This window comes from Burkholderiales bacterium (assembly GCA_015075645.1).
Lineage (GTDB): Bacteria > Pseudomonadota > Gammaproteobacteria > Burkholderiales > Casimicrobiaceae > VBCG01.
On the sequence record JABTUF010000001.1, the window covers coordinates 267358 to 285366 of the forward strand.

General features: G+C 71.5%; 16 protein-coding genes. 10 read left to right on the forward strand and 6 right to left on the reverse strand.

Annotated features, from left to right (window positions below; translation table 11 throughout):
- Window positions 1-27 precede the first annotated feature (27 nt).
- The 6 genes from HS109_01205 to HS109_01230 all read right to left on the reverse strand — a co-directional run bounded on the left by HS109_01205 (window position 28) and on the right by HS109_01230 (window position 7160).
- Window positions 28-2928, reverse strand: a complete 2901-nt coding sequence (locus HS109_01205; protein ID MBE7520980.1) for a formate dehydrogenase subunit alpha — start codon at window positions 2926-2928, stop codon at window positions 28-30.
- 13 nt (window positions 2929-2941) lie between these two features.
- Entirely contained in the window at window positions 2942-3175 is a 234-nt protein-coding gene (locus HS109_01210) for a formate dehydrogenase (protein ID MBE7520981.1), read from the reverse strand.
- A gap of 44 nt (window positions 3176-3219) precedes the next feature.
- The gene (locus HS109_01215) at window positions 3220-3810 is read right to left on the reverse strand and encodes a molecular chaperone TorD family protein (GenBank protein MBE7520982.1); all 591 of its coding nucleotides are present in this window, start codon (window positions 3808-3810) and stop codon (window positions 3220-3222) included.
- Window positions 3811-3928: 118 nt separating this feature from the next.
- Window positions 3929-6016, reverse strand: a complete 2088-nt coding sequence (locus HS109_01220; protein MBE7520983.1) for a 4Fe-4S binding protein — start codon at window positions 6014-6016, stop codon at window positions 3929-3931.
- Window positions 6013-6615: a DUF3306 domain-containing protein gene (locus HS109_01225; GenBank protein ID MBE7520984.1), complete on the reverse strand. Its 603-nt coding sequence runs from the start codon at window positions 6613-6615 to the stop codon at window positions 6013-6015. Before HS109_01225 ends, HS109_01220 begins: the two co-directional genes overlap by 4 nt.
- A 14-nt stretch (window positions 6616-6629) precedes the next feature.
- The gene (locus HS109_01230) at window positions 6630-7160 is read right to left on the reverse strand and encodes a DUF3305 domain-containing protein (GenBank protein ID MBE7520985.1); all 531 of its coding nucleotides are present in this window, start codon (window positions 7158-7160) and stop codon (window positions 6630-6632) included.
- 105 nt (window positions 7161-7265) lie between these two features.
- On the opposite strand from HS109_01230, the gene moaA reads away from it, so the two are divergent.
- The 10 genes from moaA to HS109_01280 all read left to right on the forward strand — a co-directional run bounded on the left by moaA (window position 7266) and on the right by HS109_01280 (window position 17857).
- A complete protein-coding gene (gene moaA, locus HS109_01235) occupies window positions 7266-8363 on the forward strand; it encodes a GTP 3',8-cyclase MoaA (GenBank protein MBE7520986.1) in 1098 nt (365 codons plus the stop codon).
- Window positions 8364-8435: 72 nt separating this feature from the next.
- Window positions 8436-9296, forward strand: a complete 861-nt coding sequence (locus HS109_01240) for a formate dehydrogenase accessory sulfurtransferase FdhD (protein MBE7520987.1) — start codon at window positions 8436-8438, stop codon at window positions 9294-9296.
- Entirely contained in the window at window positions 9293-9685 is a 393-nt protein-coding gene (locus HS109_01245) for a GFA family protein (protein MBE7520988.1), read from the forward strand. Before HS109_01240 ends, HS109_01245 begins: the two co-directional genes overlap by 4 nt.
- Window positions 9682-10269, forward strand: coding sequence for a molybdenum cofactor guanylyltransferase (mobA, locus tag HS109_01250; GenBank protein ID MBE7520989.1), 588 nt, complete (start codon window positions 9682-9684; stop codon window positions 10267-10269). The genes HS109_01245 and mobA overlap by 4 nt, the downstream gene beginning before the upstream one ends.
- 47 nt (window positions 10270-10316) lie before the next feature.
- Window positions 10317-11594: a molybdopterin molybdotransferase MoeA gene (locus HS109_01255; protein MBE7520990.1), complete on the forward strand. Its 1278-nt coding sequence runs from the start codon at window positions 10317-10319 to the stop codon at window positions 11592-11594.
- Entirely contained in the window at window positions 11591-12940 is a 1350-nt protein-coding gene (gene chrA, locus HS109_01260; GenBank protein ID MBE7520991.1) for a chromate efflux transporter, read from the forward strand. Before HS109_01255 ends, chrA begins: the two co-directional genes overlap by 4 nt.
- 118 nt (window positions 12941-13058) lie before the next feature.
- The gene (locus tag HS109_01265; protein MBE7520992.1) at window positions 13059-13358 is read left to right on the forward strand and encodes a hypothetical protein; all 300 of its coding nucleotides are present in this window, start codon (window positions 13059-13061) and stop codon (window positions 13356-13358) included.
- 208 nt (window positions 13359-13566) lie between these two features.
- Window positions 13567-14283 (forward strand): ABC transporter ATP-binding protein, encoded by a 717-nt coding sequence (locus tag HS109_01270; protein ID MBE7520993.1) that lies wholly within the window; start codon window positions 13567-13569, stop codon window positions 14281-14283.
- A complete protein-coding gene (locus HS109_01275; GenBank protein MBE7520994.1) occupies window positions 14283-16787 on the forward strand; it encodes an ABC transporter permease in 2505 nt (834 codons plus the stop codon). Before HS109_01270 ends, HS109_01275 begins: the two co-directional genes overlap by 1 nt.
- Before the next feature lie 5 nt (window positions 16788-16792).
- Window positions 16793-17857: a carotenoid 1,2-hydratase gene (locus HS109_01280; protein MBE7520995.1), complete on the forward strand. Its 1065-nt coding sequence runs from the start codon at window positions 16793-16795 to the stop codon at window positions 17855-17857.
- Window positions 17858-18009: the final 152 nt, after the last annotated feature.

Consider the following 18009-nt stretch of genomic DNA (forward strand, 5'->3'; position numbering starts at 1 on the left):
CTGGGTCTCCTCGTCGGTCCGCGCGGGTCAGGCCTTGGCGACCTGGCAGAGCGTCGTCTTGGTCTCCTGCATCATCGTCACCGCGTCGTACCCGTAGGTCGTGGCGGTGTTGACGGCCTCTCCGCGCACCACCGGGTGCGCGCCCTCCGGGTAGTACTCGAGCATGTCCTTGCCCATCCACCAGCCGGAGAAGTGGAACGGGACGAACGAGGTCCCGGGGCCCACGCGCTCGGTGACGAGCGCCTTGACCTTGAGCTGCGCGCCGGTGGGCGTCTTCACCCACACGTACTCGCCGTCGCGGATGCCGCGGTCGTTCGCGTCCTTCGGATTGATCTCGACGAAGTTCTCCTGCTGCAGTTCGGCGAGCCAGGGATTGCTGCGCGTCTCCTCGCCGCCGCCCTCGTACTCGACCAGCCGGCCCGACGTGAGGACGATCGGGAACTCCTTCGAGATGTCCTTGTTCTTCTCCTGCAGCGTCTTGAACAGCGTCGGCAGGCGCCAGAACACCTTCTTGTCGTCGTGCGTCGGGTACTTGGCGACGAGGTCGGGGCGCGGCGAGTAGATCGGCTCGCGGTGCTGCGGGATGCCGTCGGGGAAGTTCCAGACGATCGCCCGCGCCTTCGCGTTGCCCCAGGGATGTGCGCCGTGCTTCATCGCCACGCGCTGGATGCCGCCGGAGAGATCGGTCTTCCAGTTCTTGCCTTCGGCCGCCTTCTTCTCGGCGTCGGTCAGCTCGTCCCACCAGCCCAGCTTCTTCAGGAGCACGTGGTCGAACTCGGGATAGCCGAACGTCAGGTCGCCGTCCTTCGGGTAGCTGCCGTCCTCGGCCAGCAGACTCACGCCGTCGCGCTCGATGCCGAAGTTCGCGCGGAAGCAGCCTCCGCCGTTCATCATCGAGCGGGAGGTCATGTACAGGTTCGGGGAGCCCGGGTGCTTGATCTCCGCCGTCCCGTAGCAAGGCCACGGCAGGCCGAAGTAGTCGCCGTCGCAAGGCCCGCCCTTCGCGCGCAACGTCTTCACGTCGAAGGTGTTCATGTTCTTCATGTGGAGCTTCAGGCGCTCCGGGGACTGCCCGGTGTAGCCGATCGTCCAGGTCGCGCGGTTGATCTCGCGCAGCACCGACTCGATCTCCGGCTCCTCGAACTTGCGGTCGCCGTCCGGCTTCTCGAGCTTGTAGTTCTTGACGAACTCGGCGCCGTAGCCGAACTTCTTCGCGAACGCGTACATGATCGCGTGGTCGGTCTGCGACTCGAACAGCGGCGAGATGACGCGCTCGCGCCACTGCAGCGAGCGGTTCGACGCCGTGGCCGACCCCTTGGTCTCGAGTTGGGTCGCGGCCGGCAGCAGGTACACGCCGTCCTTGCGCACCATCGCCGCCATCGCGGCGGTCGCCGACGGATAGGGGTCGATGACGACGACGAGGTCGAGCTTCTTCATCGCCTCGACCATCTCCTTGCCGCGCGTCTGGCTGTTCGGCGCGTGGCCCCAGTAGACGATCGCGCGCAGGTTCGAGTCCTGGTCGATGTTCTCGTTCTTCTCGAGCACGCCGTCGATCCAGCGCGACACCGTCATGCCCGACTTCTCCATCATCGCCTGCGAGGCGAAGCGGCCCTTGATCCACTCGTAGTCGACGCCCCACACCGCGGCGTAGTGCTTCCACGCGCCCGCCGCGATCCCGTAGTAGCCGGGCAGCGAGTCCGGGTTCGGGCCGATGTCGGTCGCGCCCTGCACGTTGTCGTGGCCGCGGAAGATGTTCGCGCCGCCGCCGGACACGCCGATGTTGCCGAGCGCGAGCTGCACGATGCAGGACGCGCGCACCATCGCGTTGCCGATCGAGTGCTGCGTCTGGCCCATGCACCACACCAGCGTCGACGGCCGGTTCTTGGCCATCATCTCGGCGGCCTTGTAGACCTGCGCCTCGGGGACGCCGCAGGCCTCCTCGACCTTGTCGGGCGACCACTTCGCCAGCACGTCCTCGCGCACCTTGTCCATGCCGTAGACGCGGTCGTGGATGTACTGCTTGTCCTCCCAGCCGTTCTTGAAGATGTGGTAGAGGATGCCGAACAGGAACGGGATGTCGGTGCCCGACCGGATCCGGCAGTGCAGGTCCGCCTTCGCCGCGGTACGCGTGAAGCGCGGATCGGCGACGATCATCTTCGCGCCGTTCTCCTTCGCGTGCAGCATGTGCATCATCGAGACCGGATGCGCCTCCGCCGCGTTCGACCCGATATACAGAGCGCACTTGCTGTTCTGCATGTCGTTGTACGAATTGGTCATCGCGCCGTAGCCCCAGGTGTTCGCGACGCCCGAGACCGTGGTCGAGTGGCAGATGCGCGCCTGGTGGTCCATGTTGTTCGTGCCGAAGTACGACACGAACTTGCGCAGCAGGTAGGACTGCTCGTTGTTGTGCTTCGAGCTGCCGACCCAGAACGTCGCGTCCGGCCCGGAGTCCTTGCGGATCGCGAGGAGCTTGTCGCCGACCTCGTTGATCGCCTGGTCCCACGAGATCTTCTGCCACTTGCCGTCGACGAGCTTCATCGGGCTCTTCAGCCGGTACTCGCCGTGGCCGTGCTCGCGGATCGACGCGCCCTTGGCGCAGTGCGCGCCGAGGTTGAGCGGCGAATCGAACACCGGCTCCTGGCGCACCCAGACGCCGTTGGACGTGTACGCGTCGATCGCGCAACCGACCGAGCAGTGGGTGCAGACGGTGCGGTGGACCTCCATCTTCGACTCGTTCCCCGCCTTCTGCGCCTTCGCGGGCTGGATCGCGCCGTAGGGCAGCTGGGTCGCGAACGCACCCGCGCCGGCGACGAGCCCGGAGCGCTTGAGGAACGTGCGCCGGTCGATCGTCGGGGCGAAGGCACCGGAGGTCCGCTTGAGCCGCGGGGCGGCGGCGGGCGCGGTATCGGTCTTGCGCGAGAGCAGCATGGCGATCCTCCGGTCAGATGCGCGTCGAAGCGTAATAGCGCTTCACGTGCGCCGATTCGCGGTAGCCCGGTGAATCACCGGATTCCGGCGCGGCCTCCGCCACCGCGGTCGCGGCCCGGGCGGGCGAGGCCGCCGCCACCGCGCCGGCGCCGCCCGCCGACATCGCGAGCAGGAAACGACGACGCTTGAGGTCGGTCGAGGCCGACGGCTGGGACGCTTGAGGGGGGATCTGCGGCGAATCGCGCATGGCGGCCTCCGGACAAGGTGCGGCGTGACTTGCTTGTTGTCGTGTCAGTCCATGGCGAGCGCGTCACGTTCGATCGCCAAGAATGCTTGAACGAATTCTGACGCGCACCGGTAGTAGTTTGCAAGCGGAGAAACGCTTATTGCGGCGCAGCAACGAAATGCCCATGGCGCGATGCGGGTCTCGAAGAACCGGCGCTGGACGTCCAGCGGCGCGGGCGCGCGCCCATGTGCGCCGACGATCAGCATGCGCATGACTTCGGCGACCGCGGCGAGGTGGTCTTCCAGCAGTTCCCCCCGGTCGCTGCGCTCCAGGCCGAGATCCGCCAGCGCGTCGCGCAAATCCGCGAGCGGCTTGTCCATCATGAAGCCTGAGACCCAGTGCGAGCCGTGCAGGTTCACTTCGCTCCTGCCGACGCCGATGAACAGGTCGGTGTACTCCTGCGTCGCCGCGTCGGCATCCATCGCTCGGCTGGCGCGCAGCAGGACGTTGTAACTCGCGGGCAGCGCAGCCCCCGGTTCCTCGGGAAGCTCCGGCGCCGCCGCCAGCAGGCGGAGGAACTCCGCGTCCGGGGCCGACGCGAACAGCCGCGCCACCATCGCGTAGAGGTCGGCCCGGACGCGGTCCTCCGCGCTCACCGGATGTCGCATGACGACCGGCCGGCCTCCGGCGCTCACTCGTGCGCCCCGGCACGGGCAGGATGGGACGAGGAGGGCGATCGAGGCATCACGATCGACGTCAGGATCGGACGCGCGGTCAGATCCGGCCGCCCTTCAGGAGATCGATGCCGCCCGGTTCCTCGGCCACCATCGCCTTCACCCGGCAATCGGCGCACATGCGCAGGCGGTCGAGCGCGCCGGGGGTCGAGAACATCGAATGTCCGGTGAGACGCGCCATCATGCCGTCGATCATCCTGCGGGTGCCGACCGGCTTGCCGCAGGCCGTGCACCCGACCATCTCGGCCTCGTTCAGCACGCGCGGGGCGCGCGCCTCCGGCGTGAGGTCAAGTTGCGGCACCAGCGCGATCGCGCCTTCGGGACAGGTCTTCTCGCAGATGCCGCACTGCACGCACTTCGACTCGATGAAGCGCAGGCGCAGCGCTTCCGGATGGTCGAGCAGCGCTCCCTCCGGACAGGCGCCGACGCAGGCGAGGCACATCGTGCACTTGCCGGCATCGACGTCGACCCTGCCCCACGGCGAGCCCGCGAAGAGCGGGATGACCTTGCGCGGCACCGGCGCGTGCTGCGCCAGGTGGTCGAGCGCCAGCGCGAGCGTCGTGCGCTTCTCGGGCGTCGCGGCGAACGTCGCGGCGGCGCGCACGCCGAGCGCGGGGGCCGCGGACCACAGCGCGGCCTCGGCCGCCATCGGCTCCTCCCCGTCGACGATGCGGAAATGCTCGCCCTGGTAGCCCAGGGCATTCGCCACCGCGTCGCCGAGCTTCATCTGGAACGCGAGCGCCTCGCGGTACTGCGGCGCCTCGTCGCCGACCACGAGCACCGACACGCCAGCCGCGCCCCAGGCCAGCGCCGCGAGCCACAGATCGAGCCCGGTCGACACGACGTGGTGGACTTCGAGCGGGATCACGCGCGCCGGGAGGCCACGCCCGCGCCGCGCGATGCGCGCGAGCGTTTCGCGCGCCCCCTCCGCATGCAGGAGCAGCGTCGCGTCGCGCCCGCCCGCGCGGGCGAAGGTCGAGAGCAGCGTGCGCACGCGCTGGCCCTGGTCGGCCATCGCCGGGTACGCATAGGTCATCGCACCCGACGGGCACACCGTGGCGCACGCGCCGCAGCCCATGCACAGGTAGGGCTCGACCCGCACGCCGTCGCCGTCGGGGGCGATCGCGTCGGTCGAACAGACGTCGATGCAGGCGCTGCACCCCTCCTTGCGCGAGCGCGAATGCGCGCAGATCGACGCCTTGTACGCGAAGTACTTCGGCTTCTCGAACCCGCCGGTCATCGTCGCGAGTTCCGCGACCGCCATCGCCTGCGCGGCCACGTCGGCGCCCGGCGCGTAGTAGCCCTGCGGCGGCTGGTGCATCCGGAACCACGGTGCGCGGCCGAGGTCGAGCACGAGGTCGAAGGTCCCGGTACGCTCGCGGTCGCGTCGCGCGAAGTCGATCGCCCCGACCTCGCCGCAGGCCGCCACGCAGGCGCGGTGCGCCTTGCAGCGGTCGAGGTCGATCTGGTAGCTCTCGTCGATCGCGCCTTCCGGACACGCGCGCACGCAGGCGTGGCAGCGGGTGCACAGGTCGAGGTCGATCGGGTTGTCCTGGGTCCAGGCCGCCTCGAACGCACCGAGCCATCCCGAGAGGCGCGTCAGCGAGCCGGTGGAGATCGGAAAGGCGCGCTCCGAAGGAAGCGAGGCGCCGGCCGCGCGGCCGGTCGCGAGGATCGAGACGGCAAGCTGCGGCGCCAGGACCTTCGCCCAGCCGAGCGCCGCGTCGAGCGGACCGACGATCAGGAGCTGCCCCTTCGATTCGTAGGCGACGCGCGGGACCGCCGCCGGTTCGGGGAGCGCCGCCGCGGCGAGCAGCGCGGCGAGCTTCGGTGTCGCGCCGCGCGCCTCCGGCGACCAGCCGCCGGCCTCGCGCAGGTTCACGAACCGGATCGTCTGCGCGCGCGCGCCCTCGTCGGCGAGTTCCTCGAAGAGCCGCGCCTCCTGAGTGCACGCGACGAGCACGTCGCCTCGCGCGCCCTCCGAGAACGCGGCCATCTCCTTCTGGCACAGCATCGTGCGCACCCGCGGCGCGGCCGGCAGGTCGAGCGCGCGGGCGAGCGCGGCCGCGTCGAGCGGCTGCGTGCCGTTGCACGAGCACAGGAACAGGGCCTTGTCGGCGACGCTCATGGGGTCTCGCGCCGCGAGGGTTCCGCCGGCACGGCGGGCACCGCCTGCGGGTCGGGAACGGTGGTGGATGGGCCGGCGGCGTCGGCGATCGCCGGAGCGGCTTCCACGCCTGCCGGCTCCGAAGGAGACGACGCCGCCTCGACCTCGTCGGGCGGGACGTCCTCGACCTCGCCGCGATCGTTGATCCGCGTCTTCGGGGGGTCGAACAGGTAGCGCGTGTGCGCGAGTCGCGCGAGCATCTCAGGCTCGATCGGATCGGGCTTCGAGTAGTCGTCGATGTACACGTCGAGGCCGTCCATCACGTTGAAACGCGGATCGGACACGAGTTTCTTCAGCGCCGCGCGACGCAGCGACGGGTCGACCTCGGGCTTCATGAACGCGGTGAAGTCGTCGTCGAAGGTCAGCGACTCGACGCTCGGCAGCGGTGCGGGTGGCGTCGCCGACGCGGGTCCGGAAGACGGCGCGGCAGGAAGATCGGCCGCCTGCGACACGGCGGCAGGTGCCGTCTCCGCGGGCGCGGAACCCTCCCGTGCCGCAGCGTGCTTGCGCTGCGACCAGCGCTTCAGCGTGAAGCGCTCGTGCTCCGGAGCGTTCGCCATCGCGTGGGCGCGCGTCAGGCCGGCGCGTCGGGCCCGGTGTCGCGATCGCGTCGGAACGCGCCCTCGGCGAACGGGTCGTTGCGCTTGCGCTTGCGCCGGGTCTCGGGCGTGTAGTGGAGCGCGGTGTAGGGCTCGAGCACCGCGCGAAGACGCGGGTCGATCGGAACCGAGTCCACCTGCTCGCCGCCGTCCATCATCCGCGCGGCCTGGTGGTACGACAGCGTGACGACGACCGGATACGCGGCCGGCGCGACATCGGCGTCATCGCGCATGCGCCACATCACGAACGCGCGCGGATCGGGCGAGTTGAGATTGAGCCAGTAGCCCTCGCCCTCGGTCGGGTGCAATTCGACCACCTGCGACGGGAAACGCCACCGTTCGAGCGCGCCCGCGCTGTCCACGCGCTCGACCCGGGTTTCGTCCGCGGCATCGGCGTCGCCCTCGACCGGGACGACGAGCGACGGCTGCCACTTCGCGTCGACCCAGCGGCTCGCGACGGCGACGCGTTCGAACTCGACGGCGACCAGAATCCTCACGGGGCGCATGGCTATGGCGAACGATTCCCGGCGGGCGGAGGTGCGATCGATCATACCGCAGCCCTGAACGCGTCTGCTACCATGAACCTCCCGCCGCCGACGCAACCGCACACGATGTCCCGCCGCATTCCGATCGCCGACTTGCGCGCCGTCCGGTCGCCGGAAGGCTGGGATGCGCTCCTCGCGCGCGACGCGGGTGCGGACACCGGAGCGCCGCTCGCCGACGCGCTCGGCCGGCGCCTGCACGATCTCCGCATCTCGGTCACCGACCGCTGCAACTTCCGCTGCGTGTACTGCATGCCGAAGGACGTGTTCGGCCGCGACTATCCGTTCCTGCCCCACGCGGCGCTGCTGAGCTTCGAGGAGATCGCTCGGCTCGCGCGCGTGTTCACCGGGCTCGGCGTCGCGAAGCTCCGGCTGACCGGCGGCGAACCGCTGCTGCGCAAGGATCTCGAGCGGCTGGTCGCGATGCTCGCGGAGCTCGAGGTCGACCTCACGTTGACGACCAACGGCGCGCTGCTCGCGCGCAAGGCGCGGTCCCTCGCCGACGCGGGCCTGAAGCGCGTGACCGTGAGCCTCGACGCGCTCGACGACGCCACGTTCCAGGCGATGGGCGACACCGAGACCACGGTCGCGCGCGTGCTGGACGGCATCGACGCGGCGACCCGCGCCGGGCTCGCGCCGATCAAGGTCAACACCGTGGTCAAGCGTGGCATGAACGAACATGCCATCGTCGAGCTCGCGCGCCGTTTCCGCGGCACCGGCCACATCCTGCGCTTCATCGAGTACATGGACGTCGGCGCGACCAACGGCTGGCGCATGGACGACGTGGTGCCGGCCGCCGAGATCCTCGAACGCGTCGGCCGCGTGTTCCCGATCGAGCCGCTCGGCGCGAACTACGCGGGCGAGGTCGCGGAGCGCTGGCGCTACCGCGACGGCGCCGGCGAGATCGGCGTCATCGCGTCGGTCACCCAGGCGTTCTGCCGCGACTGCACGCGGATGCGCCTGTCCACCGACGGCAAGCTCTTCACCTGCCTGTTCGCCGCCACGGGGCATGACCTGCGCGAACTCCTGCGCGGCGGCGCCGACGACGCGACGCTCACCCGCGCGATCTCGGCCGTCTGGCGCGGTCGCACGGACCGCTACTCGGAACTGCGCACGGCGGCGACCGCGCGCGCCGAGCGCATCGAGATGTCGTACATCGGCGGATGATGGGCGCGGCGGCCGGATGAAGCGCACATCCTCGCCGACCGTGTCGGAAGCCGGAATCCCCGGCCCGTAGCGATGACCGCGTCGACAGCGAAGCGCGTAGCGTCCGGCGGAACGGAGCGCTACCGGCCGGTGCTCACCGACGCCGCGCGCCCGGCGACCTGTGACGTCGCCGCGACCGACGAGCACGGAGCCGTCCGCATCGTGCCGATCGCGGGCGAGCATCCGCTGACCCTCTACGTCGACAAGCGCGAGCTCCTCACGATCATGACGCTCGGCGCGGCGCCCGAGGCGCTCGCGATCGGCTACCTGCGCAACCAGCGGCTCGTCGGCAGGCTCGAGGACATCGCGTCGGTCCAGGTCGACTGGGACACCGAGTCGGTCGTCGTGACCACGCGCAGCGGGCTCGCGGACCTCGAGGCGAAGACCGCGAAACGCACCAAGACGACCGGCTGCGGACAGGGCACCGTCTTCGGCGACCTGATGGAGGAGATCGACCGCGTGAAGCTGCCGGCGGGCGCGAAGCTCACCCGCGCCGCGCTCTACGATCTCCTCGACCGAGTGCGCCTGCACGAGACCATCTACAAGCAGGCCGGCGCGGTCCACGGCTGCGCGCTCGCGCAGAACGGCCCCGCGCAGGCCGAGATCCTGATGTTCGTCGAGGACGTCGGACGCCACAACGCGGTCGACGCGATCGCCGGGCGGATGTGGCTGGACGGCCACGACGGCGCCGACAAGATCTTCTACACCACCGGCCGGCTCACGAGCGAGATGGTGATCAAGTGCGCGCAGATGGAGATTCCGTTCCTCGTGTCGCGCTCGGGGTTGACGCAGATGGGCCACGAGATCGCCACGAAGGTCGGCATGACGATGATCGGGCGCGCGACCCACCGGCATTTCCTGCTGTTCACCGGCGCGGAGCGCTTCGTCGCGTGAGCGCGGGCGCGGCCACCGGCGGTTGCCACTGCGGCGCGGTGCGCTTCGTCGCGCGCTTCCCGTCGCGCTTCGTCGCGCACTGCCACTGCGAGGACTGCCGGCGCGCGCACTCCGCGGCGTTCGTGACCTGGGCGGGATTCCCCGCGACGGCGGTCGACGTCATCGAAGGACACGAGGCGCTGATGGTGCACGAATCCTCGCCCGGCACGAAGCGCATGTTCTGCGCCGAGTGCGGCACCAAGCTCTTCTTCTCGTCGCAGCGCTGGCCGGGCGAGACGCACGTTCCGCTCGCCGCGTTCGACGGACCGATCGACCGGCCGCCGCAGGCCCACGCGTTCTGGAGCGAGCACGCGACGTGGCTGCCGCCGCTCGCCGCACCGCCGGAATGATCGCGGCGAACGACGTCACCGGCATCGTGCTCGCCGGCGGACAGGGCCGGCGCATGGGCGGCGTCGACAAGGGCCTCGTGGAGTTCCGCGGCGCGCCGATGGTGGCCGCGGTGCTCTCGCGCCTCGCGCCGCAGGTCGGCGCGATCGTCGTCAACGCGAACCAGAACGCGCAGGCGTACGCCGCGCTCGGCCATCGCGTCGTGCCCGATGCGGTCGGCGGATTCGCAGGCCCGCTCGCCGGACTGCACGCCGGGCTCGCCTCCGTCGCCACGCCCTGGGCCGTGACCGTGCCCTGCGATTCGCCGTTCCTGCCGCACGACCTCGTCGCGCGCCTCGCCTCCGGCGTGATGACGGGGAGCGCCGATCTCGCCGTCGCGCGCACCTTCGACCAGCCGCACCCGGTGTTCGCGCTCGTGCGCGCGTCGCTGCGCGCGCATCTCGACCGCTTCCTCGCGGGCGGCGGGCGCAAGATCGACGCGTGGTACGGCTCGCTCGCCGTCGTCGAAGTGCCGTTCGACGACGAGGCCGACGCGTTCCGCAACATCAACACGCGCGACGAACTCGCCTCCGCCGCGGATCGATGACCCGCACGGGCTAGAATCGGGGTTCCGGTCCTGCGCGACGTCACGTCATGAACCCTCCCGTGTCCCTCCGCGAAGCGTCCTGCGCCGACGACTACGACCCGAATTCGCTGCCGGTGGAGCGTGCGCGCGCGCTGATCCGCGACTACCTGACGCCGGTGACGACGGTCGAGCGCGTCCACATCCGCCAGGCGCTCGGCCGCACGCTCGCCGCCGACCTCGCCTCACCGATCGACGTGCCGGGCCACGACAACTCGGCGATGGACGGCTGGGCGGTGCGCTTCGAGGACCTCGCCGCCGGCGCCGAGACCACGCTCGCGCGCATCGGCGAATCGTTCGCCGGACGCCCGCACGAGGGCGCGGTCGGCCGCGGCGAAGCGGTCCGCATCTTCACCGGCGGCGTCATGCCCGAAGGCGCCGACACCGTCGTGATGCAGGAACGCGCCGAAGACCACGGCGATCGCGTCGTCGTCGCCGCGGGCGCGGTCGGCAAGCGCGGCCAGAACCGCCGTTTCGCCGGCGAGGACCTGAAGGCGGGCGCAATCGTGTTCCGCCGCGGGCAGGCGCTCCAGCCCGCCGAGATCGGCATGCTCGCCTCGCTCGGCATCAACGAGGTTCCGGTGTACCGGCGCCTCGTCGTCGCGTTCTTCTCGACCGGCGACGAACTCGTGTCGATCGGCACTCCGCTCGCGACCGGCCAGGTCTACGACAGCAACCGCTACACGATCGGCGCGATGCTCGCGCGGATCGGCTGCGAGACGATCGATCTCGGCGTCGTGCCGGACGTCCCCGAGGCGCTCGAGAGCGCGTTCCGCTCCGCCGCGGCGAGCGCGGACGTCGTCATCACCTCGGGCGGCGTCTCGGTGGGCGAGGCCGACTACGTGAAGGCGCTGCTCGACCGGCTGGGCGAGGTCGTGTTCTGGAAGATCGCGATGAAGCCGGGCCGGCCGCTCGCCTACGGCCGCATCGGCGACGCCCACTTCTTCGGCCTGCCGGGGAACCCGGTGAGCGTGATGGTCACGTTCTACCAGTTCGTGCGCGACGCGCTCTTCGCGCTGCAGGGACGCACCGGTATCGAGCCGATGCCGACGTTCAAGGCGAAGCTCGCCTGCGCGCTCAGGAAGGCGCCCGGACGCACCGAGTTCCAGCGCGGCGTCCTCGCGCGCGCGGGCGACGGCACGTGGCAGGTGCGTCCGACCGGCGACCAGGGCTCGGGCATCCTGTCGTCGATGTCGCGGGCGAACTGCTTCATCGTGCTCCCCGAGAGCACCGGCAACCTCGACGCGGGGGCGGAGGTGGACGTGCAACTCCTCGAGGGCCTCGTCTGATTCCGGACGAAACACCGGAGCCGCCGACCCGGCGCGCCGCATTCCGGTTCTGGTTCGCGCTCGGCTTCATCAGCTTCGGCGGTCCGGCCGGGCAGATCGCGATCATGCATCGCGAACTGGTCGTACGCCGCCGATGGATCTCGGAACGGCGATTCCTGCACGCGCTCGACTATTGCATGTTGCTGCCCGGTCCCGAGGCGACGCAACTCGCGGTCTACCTGGGCTGGCTGCTGCACCGGACCCGGGGCGGCGTCGTGGCGGGGACGCTGTTCGTGCTGCCCTCGCTCGCCATCCTGATCGCGCTGTCGTGGATCTACCTGCGCTACGGCCAGGTGGCCGCGATCGCAGGCGCGCTGTGGGCGATCAAGCCCGCGATCGTCGCGATCGTGCTCCACGCCGCGTGGCGTGTGGGGAGGCGTGCCCTCGGCCATCCGCTCCTGTGGGCGATCGCGGCGACGGCGTTCGTCGCGCTGCAGGTCTTCGACCTGCCGTTCCCCGCGATCATCGTCACCGCCGCACTGGCCGGAGTCGCCGGCGCGCGTGTCGTGCCCGCGGCATTCACCGCGCGCGGCGGCCATGCGGCCGATGGCGCACCGCACCTGCGCGCGGTGATCGACGACGACACGCCTCCGCCGGCGCATGCGCGATGGTCGCGCGCGCGATTCGCCTCGACCATCGCCGTGTTCGTCGCGATCTGGGCGGGCGCGTTCGCGTCGATCGCCGTCCTCCCGGCCGCGGATGGCACGCTGGTCGCAATGACGTGGCTCTTCACCAAGGCCGCCCTCGTCACCTTCGGCGGCGCCTATGCGGTGCTTCCCTACCTCGTGCAGCAGGCCGTCGACGTGCACGGGTGGCTCACGGCCGCGCAGATGATCGACGGCCTCGCGCTCGGCGAGACGACGCCCGGCCCGCTCATCATGGTCGTCGCGTTCGTGGGCTTCGTCGGCGCATGGACCGCGGCACCGCTCGGTCCGGACGCGGTGGCGGCGGCCGGTGTCGCGGGCGCGGTCGTGGCGACCTTCTTCACGTTCCTGCCGTCGTTCCTGTTCATTCTTGCGGGCGGTCCGCTCATCGAGGCGACGCACGGGGAAGCGCGCATCACCGCACCGCTCACGGGCATTACCGCCGCGGTGGTCGGCGTCATCGCGAGTCTCGCCGCGTTCTTCGCGCTGCACGTATTCTGGCCGGGCGGGTTTTCGGCCGCGGCATCCCTGGAGGGACTCGACGCCGCGTCGCTCGCCATCTTCGTCGCGAGCCTCATCGCGCTGTTCTTCGCTGACATCGGCGTCATTCCGCTGGTGTTCGCGGCCGCGATCGTCGGACTGGGCCGCGCGGTCGCGACGTGAGCATTCACCGGTTGTATCGGGATGCCCGCGGGTGCATAGTCATGCGCGGCGCCGCAGCGGCTCCCTACGCCATCCCGGCAGCGGTCCGCGCGGCACCCGTCCCCGGGGGAATGCGACGATGGACATGGGATCCTTGCTGGTGCAACTCATCAGCGGCGCGGTGGGCGGCAACATCGGCGGCGCGCTCCTCAAGAACTTCAGCCTGGGCGCCGTCGGCAATTCGATCGCAGGCATCATCGGCGGCGGCATCGGCGGACAGATCCTCGGCGCGCTTTTGGGCGGGGGCGGAGGCGGAGCCGCGGCGGCCGGCGGCATGGGGCCGATCCTGTCGAACGTCGCCGGCGGCGGCGTCGGCGGCATCATCGTCATGATCATCGTCGGCGTCATCAAGAGCATGATGAACAAGCCGTCGGCCTGACCGGCGTACGACGATCGCGGCGCCTGGCGTCCCTGCCCGGCGTCGCGGCGTTTCCCTTCGACAGGCCGCTCCGCGCCTTCGGGAACGCGATCCAGGTCGACACCTTGCGCGTGGATACGCGGGTCCGGGCAAACGCCCCCCCGGATCGCGTCGCGTCCGTTGCGCGACCGGTTCGGGCGCATCGTCCGATCCGGGCGGCTCTGCGACAATGCGCGCACGCCCGCGCGACGATCGCGCCCGCCTCCGCGTGATCCACGTCACCCGCCTCGCCCGCGCGTTTCCCGGGCCGCCGCGACGGCCGCTCTTCAGCGGCCTCGATCTCGACGTCGCGCGCGGCGAGATCGTCGCGATCCTCGGTGAGTCGGGCAGCGGCAAGTCGACGCTGCTCAACCTCCTCGCCGGCCTCGATCTCCCGGACGAGGGCAACGTGACGGTCGACGGCGTCGCGCTTCCCGAACTCGACGACGACGCGCGCACGCGGTTTCGCCGCGAACGCATCGGATTCGTGTTCCAGGCGTTCCACGTGCTGCCCTACCTGACGGTGGCGCAGAACGTGGCGCTGCCGCTCGCGCTCAACGGGGTGCCCGCGGCGACGCACGACGCCCGCGTCGCGGAACTGCTCGCCGCGGTCGGACTGGGCGAGCGCGGCGGCAGCATGCCGCGCGAACTCTCGGGCGGTGAACTGCAGCGCGTCGCGACCGCGCGCGCGCTCGTGCACGCGCCTGCCGTGGTCCTCGCCGACGAGCCCACGGGCAATCTCGATCCGCGGACCGCCGCGACGGTCATCGCGCTGTTGCGCGACACGCTGAAGGCGCGGAGCGCGACCGGCGTGCTGGTCACCCATTCGCGCGCCGCCGCGTCGATCGCCGACCGCGTGCTGGCGCTGACGCCCGAGGGGCTCGTCCCCGCGGCGGGAACGCCCTGATGCCGACGCGCGAGACCGTGCGTGCGGTGATGCGCGGCGCGTTCGGCGCGAACCGCGGCCGCACGACCGTCGCGACGCTCGCGATCGCGCTCGGCGTCGCGCTGGGCTTCGCCATCCAGACGGTGAACCGCACGGCGCTCGCCGAGTTCACGTCGGGCATGGCGACGCTGTCGGGCACCGCCGACCTCATGGTGCGCGGACCGTCGGACGGCTTCGACGAGACGGTCTACGCTGCGATCTCCGGTCTCGACGCCATCGCCATCGCCTCGCCCGTGGTCGACGTCGAGGCGCGCCTGCCGGGCCGCGACGACACGCTTCGCGTCGTCGGCGTCGACGCGTTCCGTGCCGCTGCGGTCACGCCGGCGATCGTCGGCCGGGCGGATGACGCGCTCGACCTCCTGCGCGGCGACCGGATCTTCCTGTCGCCCGCGGCGCAGGAGTGGCTCGACGAGCGCATCGGAGGGCGCATCGACATTCCCACCGGCAACGGCGTCGCCGCGTTCACCGTAGCCGGTACGCTTCCCGCTTCCGGAGGGCAACGGATCGCCGGCATCGACATCGCCGCGGCACAGGACGCCTTCGGCCGGGCCGGCAGGCTGTCGCGCATCGACCTCCGGCTCGTGCCGGGCGCGAACGTCGATGCGGCCCGCGCGGCCATCGCCGCGCACCTGCCGCCGGGCGTGACCGTCGAGCATCCCGGCGACGGCGCCCGGCTCGCGGAACGCATGACGCGCGCCTACCGCGTGAACCTCGACGTGCTCTCGCTCGTCGCACTGTTCACCGGGAGCCTGCTCGTGTTCTCGACCCAGACGCTGTCGATCGCGCGCCGCCGGACCCAGCTCGCCCTCCTGCGCACGCTGGGCCTGCCGCGGCGCATGCTCGTGGCGCTGCTCGTCGCCGAGGGCGCGCTCGTCGGCGCGATCGGCGCCGGGCTCGGGCTCGTCGCAGGCTACGCGCTCGCGAGCGCGATCCTCCGCGTCTTCGGCGCCGACCTCGGCTCGGGTTTCTTCCGCGGCGAGGCGCCCTCGCTCGCGGTGTCGACCGGCGACGCATTGCTGGTCGGGGCGCTCGGCATCGTCGCCGCGCTCGCGGGAGCGTGGCTGCCTGCGCGCGAAGCCGCGCGTGCGTCACCCGCAGCGGCCATCCGTGCCGGCGACGGTGACACGCCGTTCACCCGGCTCGGCTCGCCCTGGCCCGGCGCGGCGTGCCTCATCGCTTCGCTGTTCGTCGTCGCGTTGCCACCGGTGGGCGGACTGCCCGTGTTCGGATACGCGGCGGTCGCGCTGATGCTCATCGGCACCCTGCTCCTGCTGCCGCGCATCGCCCGCGCCCTCCTCGCCCGCGTGCCGACGCCGGCGCGTCCCGCCGGCGCGCTGGCGCTCGCGAGCCTGCGCGCCGCGCCCGGGCAGGCGATCGTGAGCCTCGCGGCCATCGTCGCCGCCGTCGCGCTGGCCGTGTCGATGGCGATCATGGTGGCCTCGTTCCGGCAGTCGCTGTCCGATTGGCTCGAGCGGATGCTGCCCGCCGACCTCTACGTGCGCGCCGGCGGCACCACCGGAACCGACTGGCTCGGCCCGGACGACCAGCGCGCGCTCGCGGCGCTGCCGGGCGTCCGCCGGGTCGAGTTCCTGCGCGCGACGCGCATCCTCGTGCGCGCCGGCGAGGCTCCGGTGACGCTGCTCGCGCGCGACCTCGACGGCGATTCGATGGCCGAGCGCCTGCCGCTCGTCACCGATGCGGTGGCGGTCACGGATCCCGCGGCACCGGCCGTCTGGGTGAGCGAAGCCTTCGCCGATCGCTATGGCGCCTCACCCGGCAAGAGGATCGAACTGCCGATTGCGGGGCGCCTGGCGCCGTTCACCGTGGCCGGCGTCTGGCGCGACTACGCGCGGCAGAACGGCGCGGTGATCGTCGCGCGCGACGACTACCGCCGGCTCGCCGGCGACGATCGGGTCGGCGACGCCGCGCTGTGGCTCACCCCCGGCGCCTCCGCGGCGGCGGTCCGCGCCGCGATCGACGCGCGTTTCGGCAGCGACCGCCTCGCCATCGACACCCCCGGCGGCATGCGCGCGACATCGCTCGCGGTGTTCGACCGCACGTTCGCGGTGACCTACGTGCTCGAAGCGGTCGCGATCGCCATCGGACTCGTCGGATTGTCGGCGTCGTTCGGCGCGCTCGCGCTGGCGCGCCGGCGCGAGTTCGGCGTGTTGCGTCATCTCGGCATGACGCGAAGCCAGGTCGGCGCGATGCTGGGCGCGGAAGGGCTCGTCGTGAGCGCGGTGGGACTCGCGATCGGTCTCGCGCTCGGCGCGGCGTTGAGCCTCGTGCTGATCCACGTCGTCAACCGCCAGTCGTTCGGCTGGAGCATGGACCTCCACGTGCCGTGGACGGAACTCGCCGCGTTCGCGGCGACGCTCCTCGCGGCATCCGCGTTCACCGCGCACGCGAGCGCGAGGCGCGCGACCGGCGGCGAGCCCGTGCTCGCGGTGAAGGACGACTGGTGAATCCCCTGCGCCGGCGCCTGCTGCAGGCGATCGCACTCGCCCTCAGCGGCGCAGCGCGCGGCGAGGTCGCGTACCCCGACGTGCCCGCCGACGTCGGGCTCGCCTTTCCGCGCGACCACGGCAGCCACCCCACATTTCGCACCGAGTGGTGGTACGTCACCGGCTGGACCACCGACGAGCGCGGGGTGGAGCGCGGCGTGCAGGTGACGTTCTTCCGCAGCCGCCCCGGCGTGGCCGAGACTTCGGCGAGCGCGTTCGCGCCGCGCCAGCTCCTGTTCGCCCACGCCGCGATCGCCGATGCGACGGTCGGACATCTCGTGCACGGCCAGCGCGCGGCGCGCGAGGGCTTCGGCGTCGCGAGCGCGGCCGAAGGCAGAACCGACGTCAGGCTCGACCGCTGGACGCTCGCCGGTGACGGAACGTCGTGGCGCACGCGCGTCGGCGCGCGTGCGTTCACCCTCGACCTCGGCTTCCGCGCGACCCAGCCGCCGCTCCCGCAGGGCGATCGCGGCCGCTCGCGCAAGGGGCCGCGACCGGAGCAGGCGAGCGCCTACTACAGCGTGCCGCACCTCGCCGTCGACGGCGAACTGTCGATGCGGGGAGAGGCGCATCGCGTCGCCGGCACCGCGTGGCTCGACCACGAGTGGTCGAGCGCGTACCTCGCCGCCGAAGCAGCCGGATGGGACTGGATCGGGTTGAATCTCGACGACGGTGCTGCGCTGATGGCGTTCCGGATACGCGGACGCGACGATTCGCTCATCTGGAGCGGCGGTACCCTGCGCGACGACTCCGGGCGCACGCGAACGTTCGCGCCCGACGAGGTCGCGTTCCTCCCCGGCCGCCGCTGGCGCTCGCCGCGCACCGGGATCGCGTATCCGGTGGCTTTCGAGGTGCGGCTGCCGGGACGCATCATCGCGATCGAACCGCTGATGGACGACCAGGAACTGGACGCCCGCGGCAGTGTCGGAATCGTCTACTGGGAAGGCGCGGTGCGCGCGTCGACCGGCGGTCGGCCGCTCGGACGCGGCTACCTCGAACTCACCGGATACGGCGTACCGCTGCGGCTGTGATGTAAGCTGCCGGGCGGAGGGACGACCAAGTTGCGACGCCGCGCGGATCGCGCGACGCCGCCACCCGCCCCTTCAGCCACGTCCGCAGGAAACCCGATGACCCGCCGCTCGCTCCTCTCGCTCCTCGGCATGCTCCCGTTCGTCCGCCCGGC

Excerpts from the sequence above, each read along its gene's own strand:
- mobA (MBE7520989.1), top strand. The coding sequence starts at position 9,682 with ATGATCGCGGCGAACGACGTCACCGGCATCGTGCTCGCCGGCGGACAG.
- HS109_01230 (MBE7520985.1), bottom strand. The coding sequence starts at position 7,160 with ATGCGCCCCGTGAGGATTCTGGTCGCCGTCGAGTTCGAACGCGTCGCC.
- HS109_01275 (MBE7520994.1), top strand. The coding sequence starts at position 14,283 with ATGCCGACGCGCGAGACCGTGCGTGCGGTGATGCGCGGCGCGTTCGGC.
- HS109_01265 (MBE7520992.1), top strand. The coding sequence starts at position 13,059 with ATGGACATGGGATCCTTGCTGGTGCAACTCATCAGCGGCGCGGTGGGC.
- moaA (MBE7520986.1), top strand. The coding sequence starts at position 7,266 with ATGTCCCGCCGCATTCCGATCGCCGACTTGCGCGCCGTCCGGTCGCCG.
- HS109_01240 (MBE7520987.1), top strand. The coding sequence starts at position 8,436 with ATGACCGCGTCGACAGCGAAGCGCGTAGCGTCCGGCGGAACGGAGCGC.
- HS109_01210 (MBE7520981.1), bottom strand. The coding sequence starts at position 3,175 with ATGCGCGATTCGCCGCAGATCCCCCCTCAAGCGTCCCAGCCGTCGGCC.
- HS109_01220 (MBE7520983.1), bottom strand. The coding sequence starts at position 6,016 with ATGAGCGTCGCCGACAAGGCCCTGTTCCTGTGCTCGTGCAACGGCACG.
- HS109_01270 (MBE7520993.1), top strand. The coding sequence starts at position 13,567 with ATGCGCGCACGCCCGCGCGACGATCGCGCCCGCCTCCGCGTGATCCAC.
- HS109_01205 (MBE7520980.1), bottom strand. The coding sequence starts at position 2,928 with ATGCTGCTCTCGCGCAAGACCGATACCGCGCCCGCCGCCGCCCCGCGG.
- HS109_01225 (MBE7520984.1), bottom strand. The coding sequence starts at position 6,615 with ATGGCGAACGCTCCGGAGCACGAGCGCTTCACGCTGAAGCGCTGGTCG.
- HS109_01255 (MBE7520990.1), top strand. The coding sequence starts at position 10,317 with ATGAACCCTCCCGTGTCCCTCCGCGAAGCGTCCTGCGCCGACGACTAC.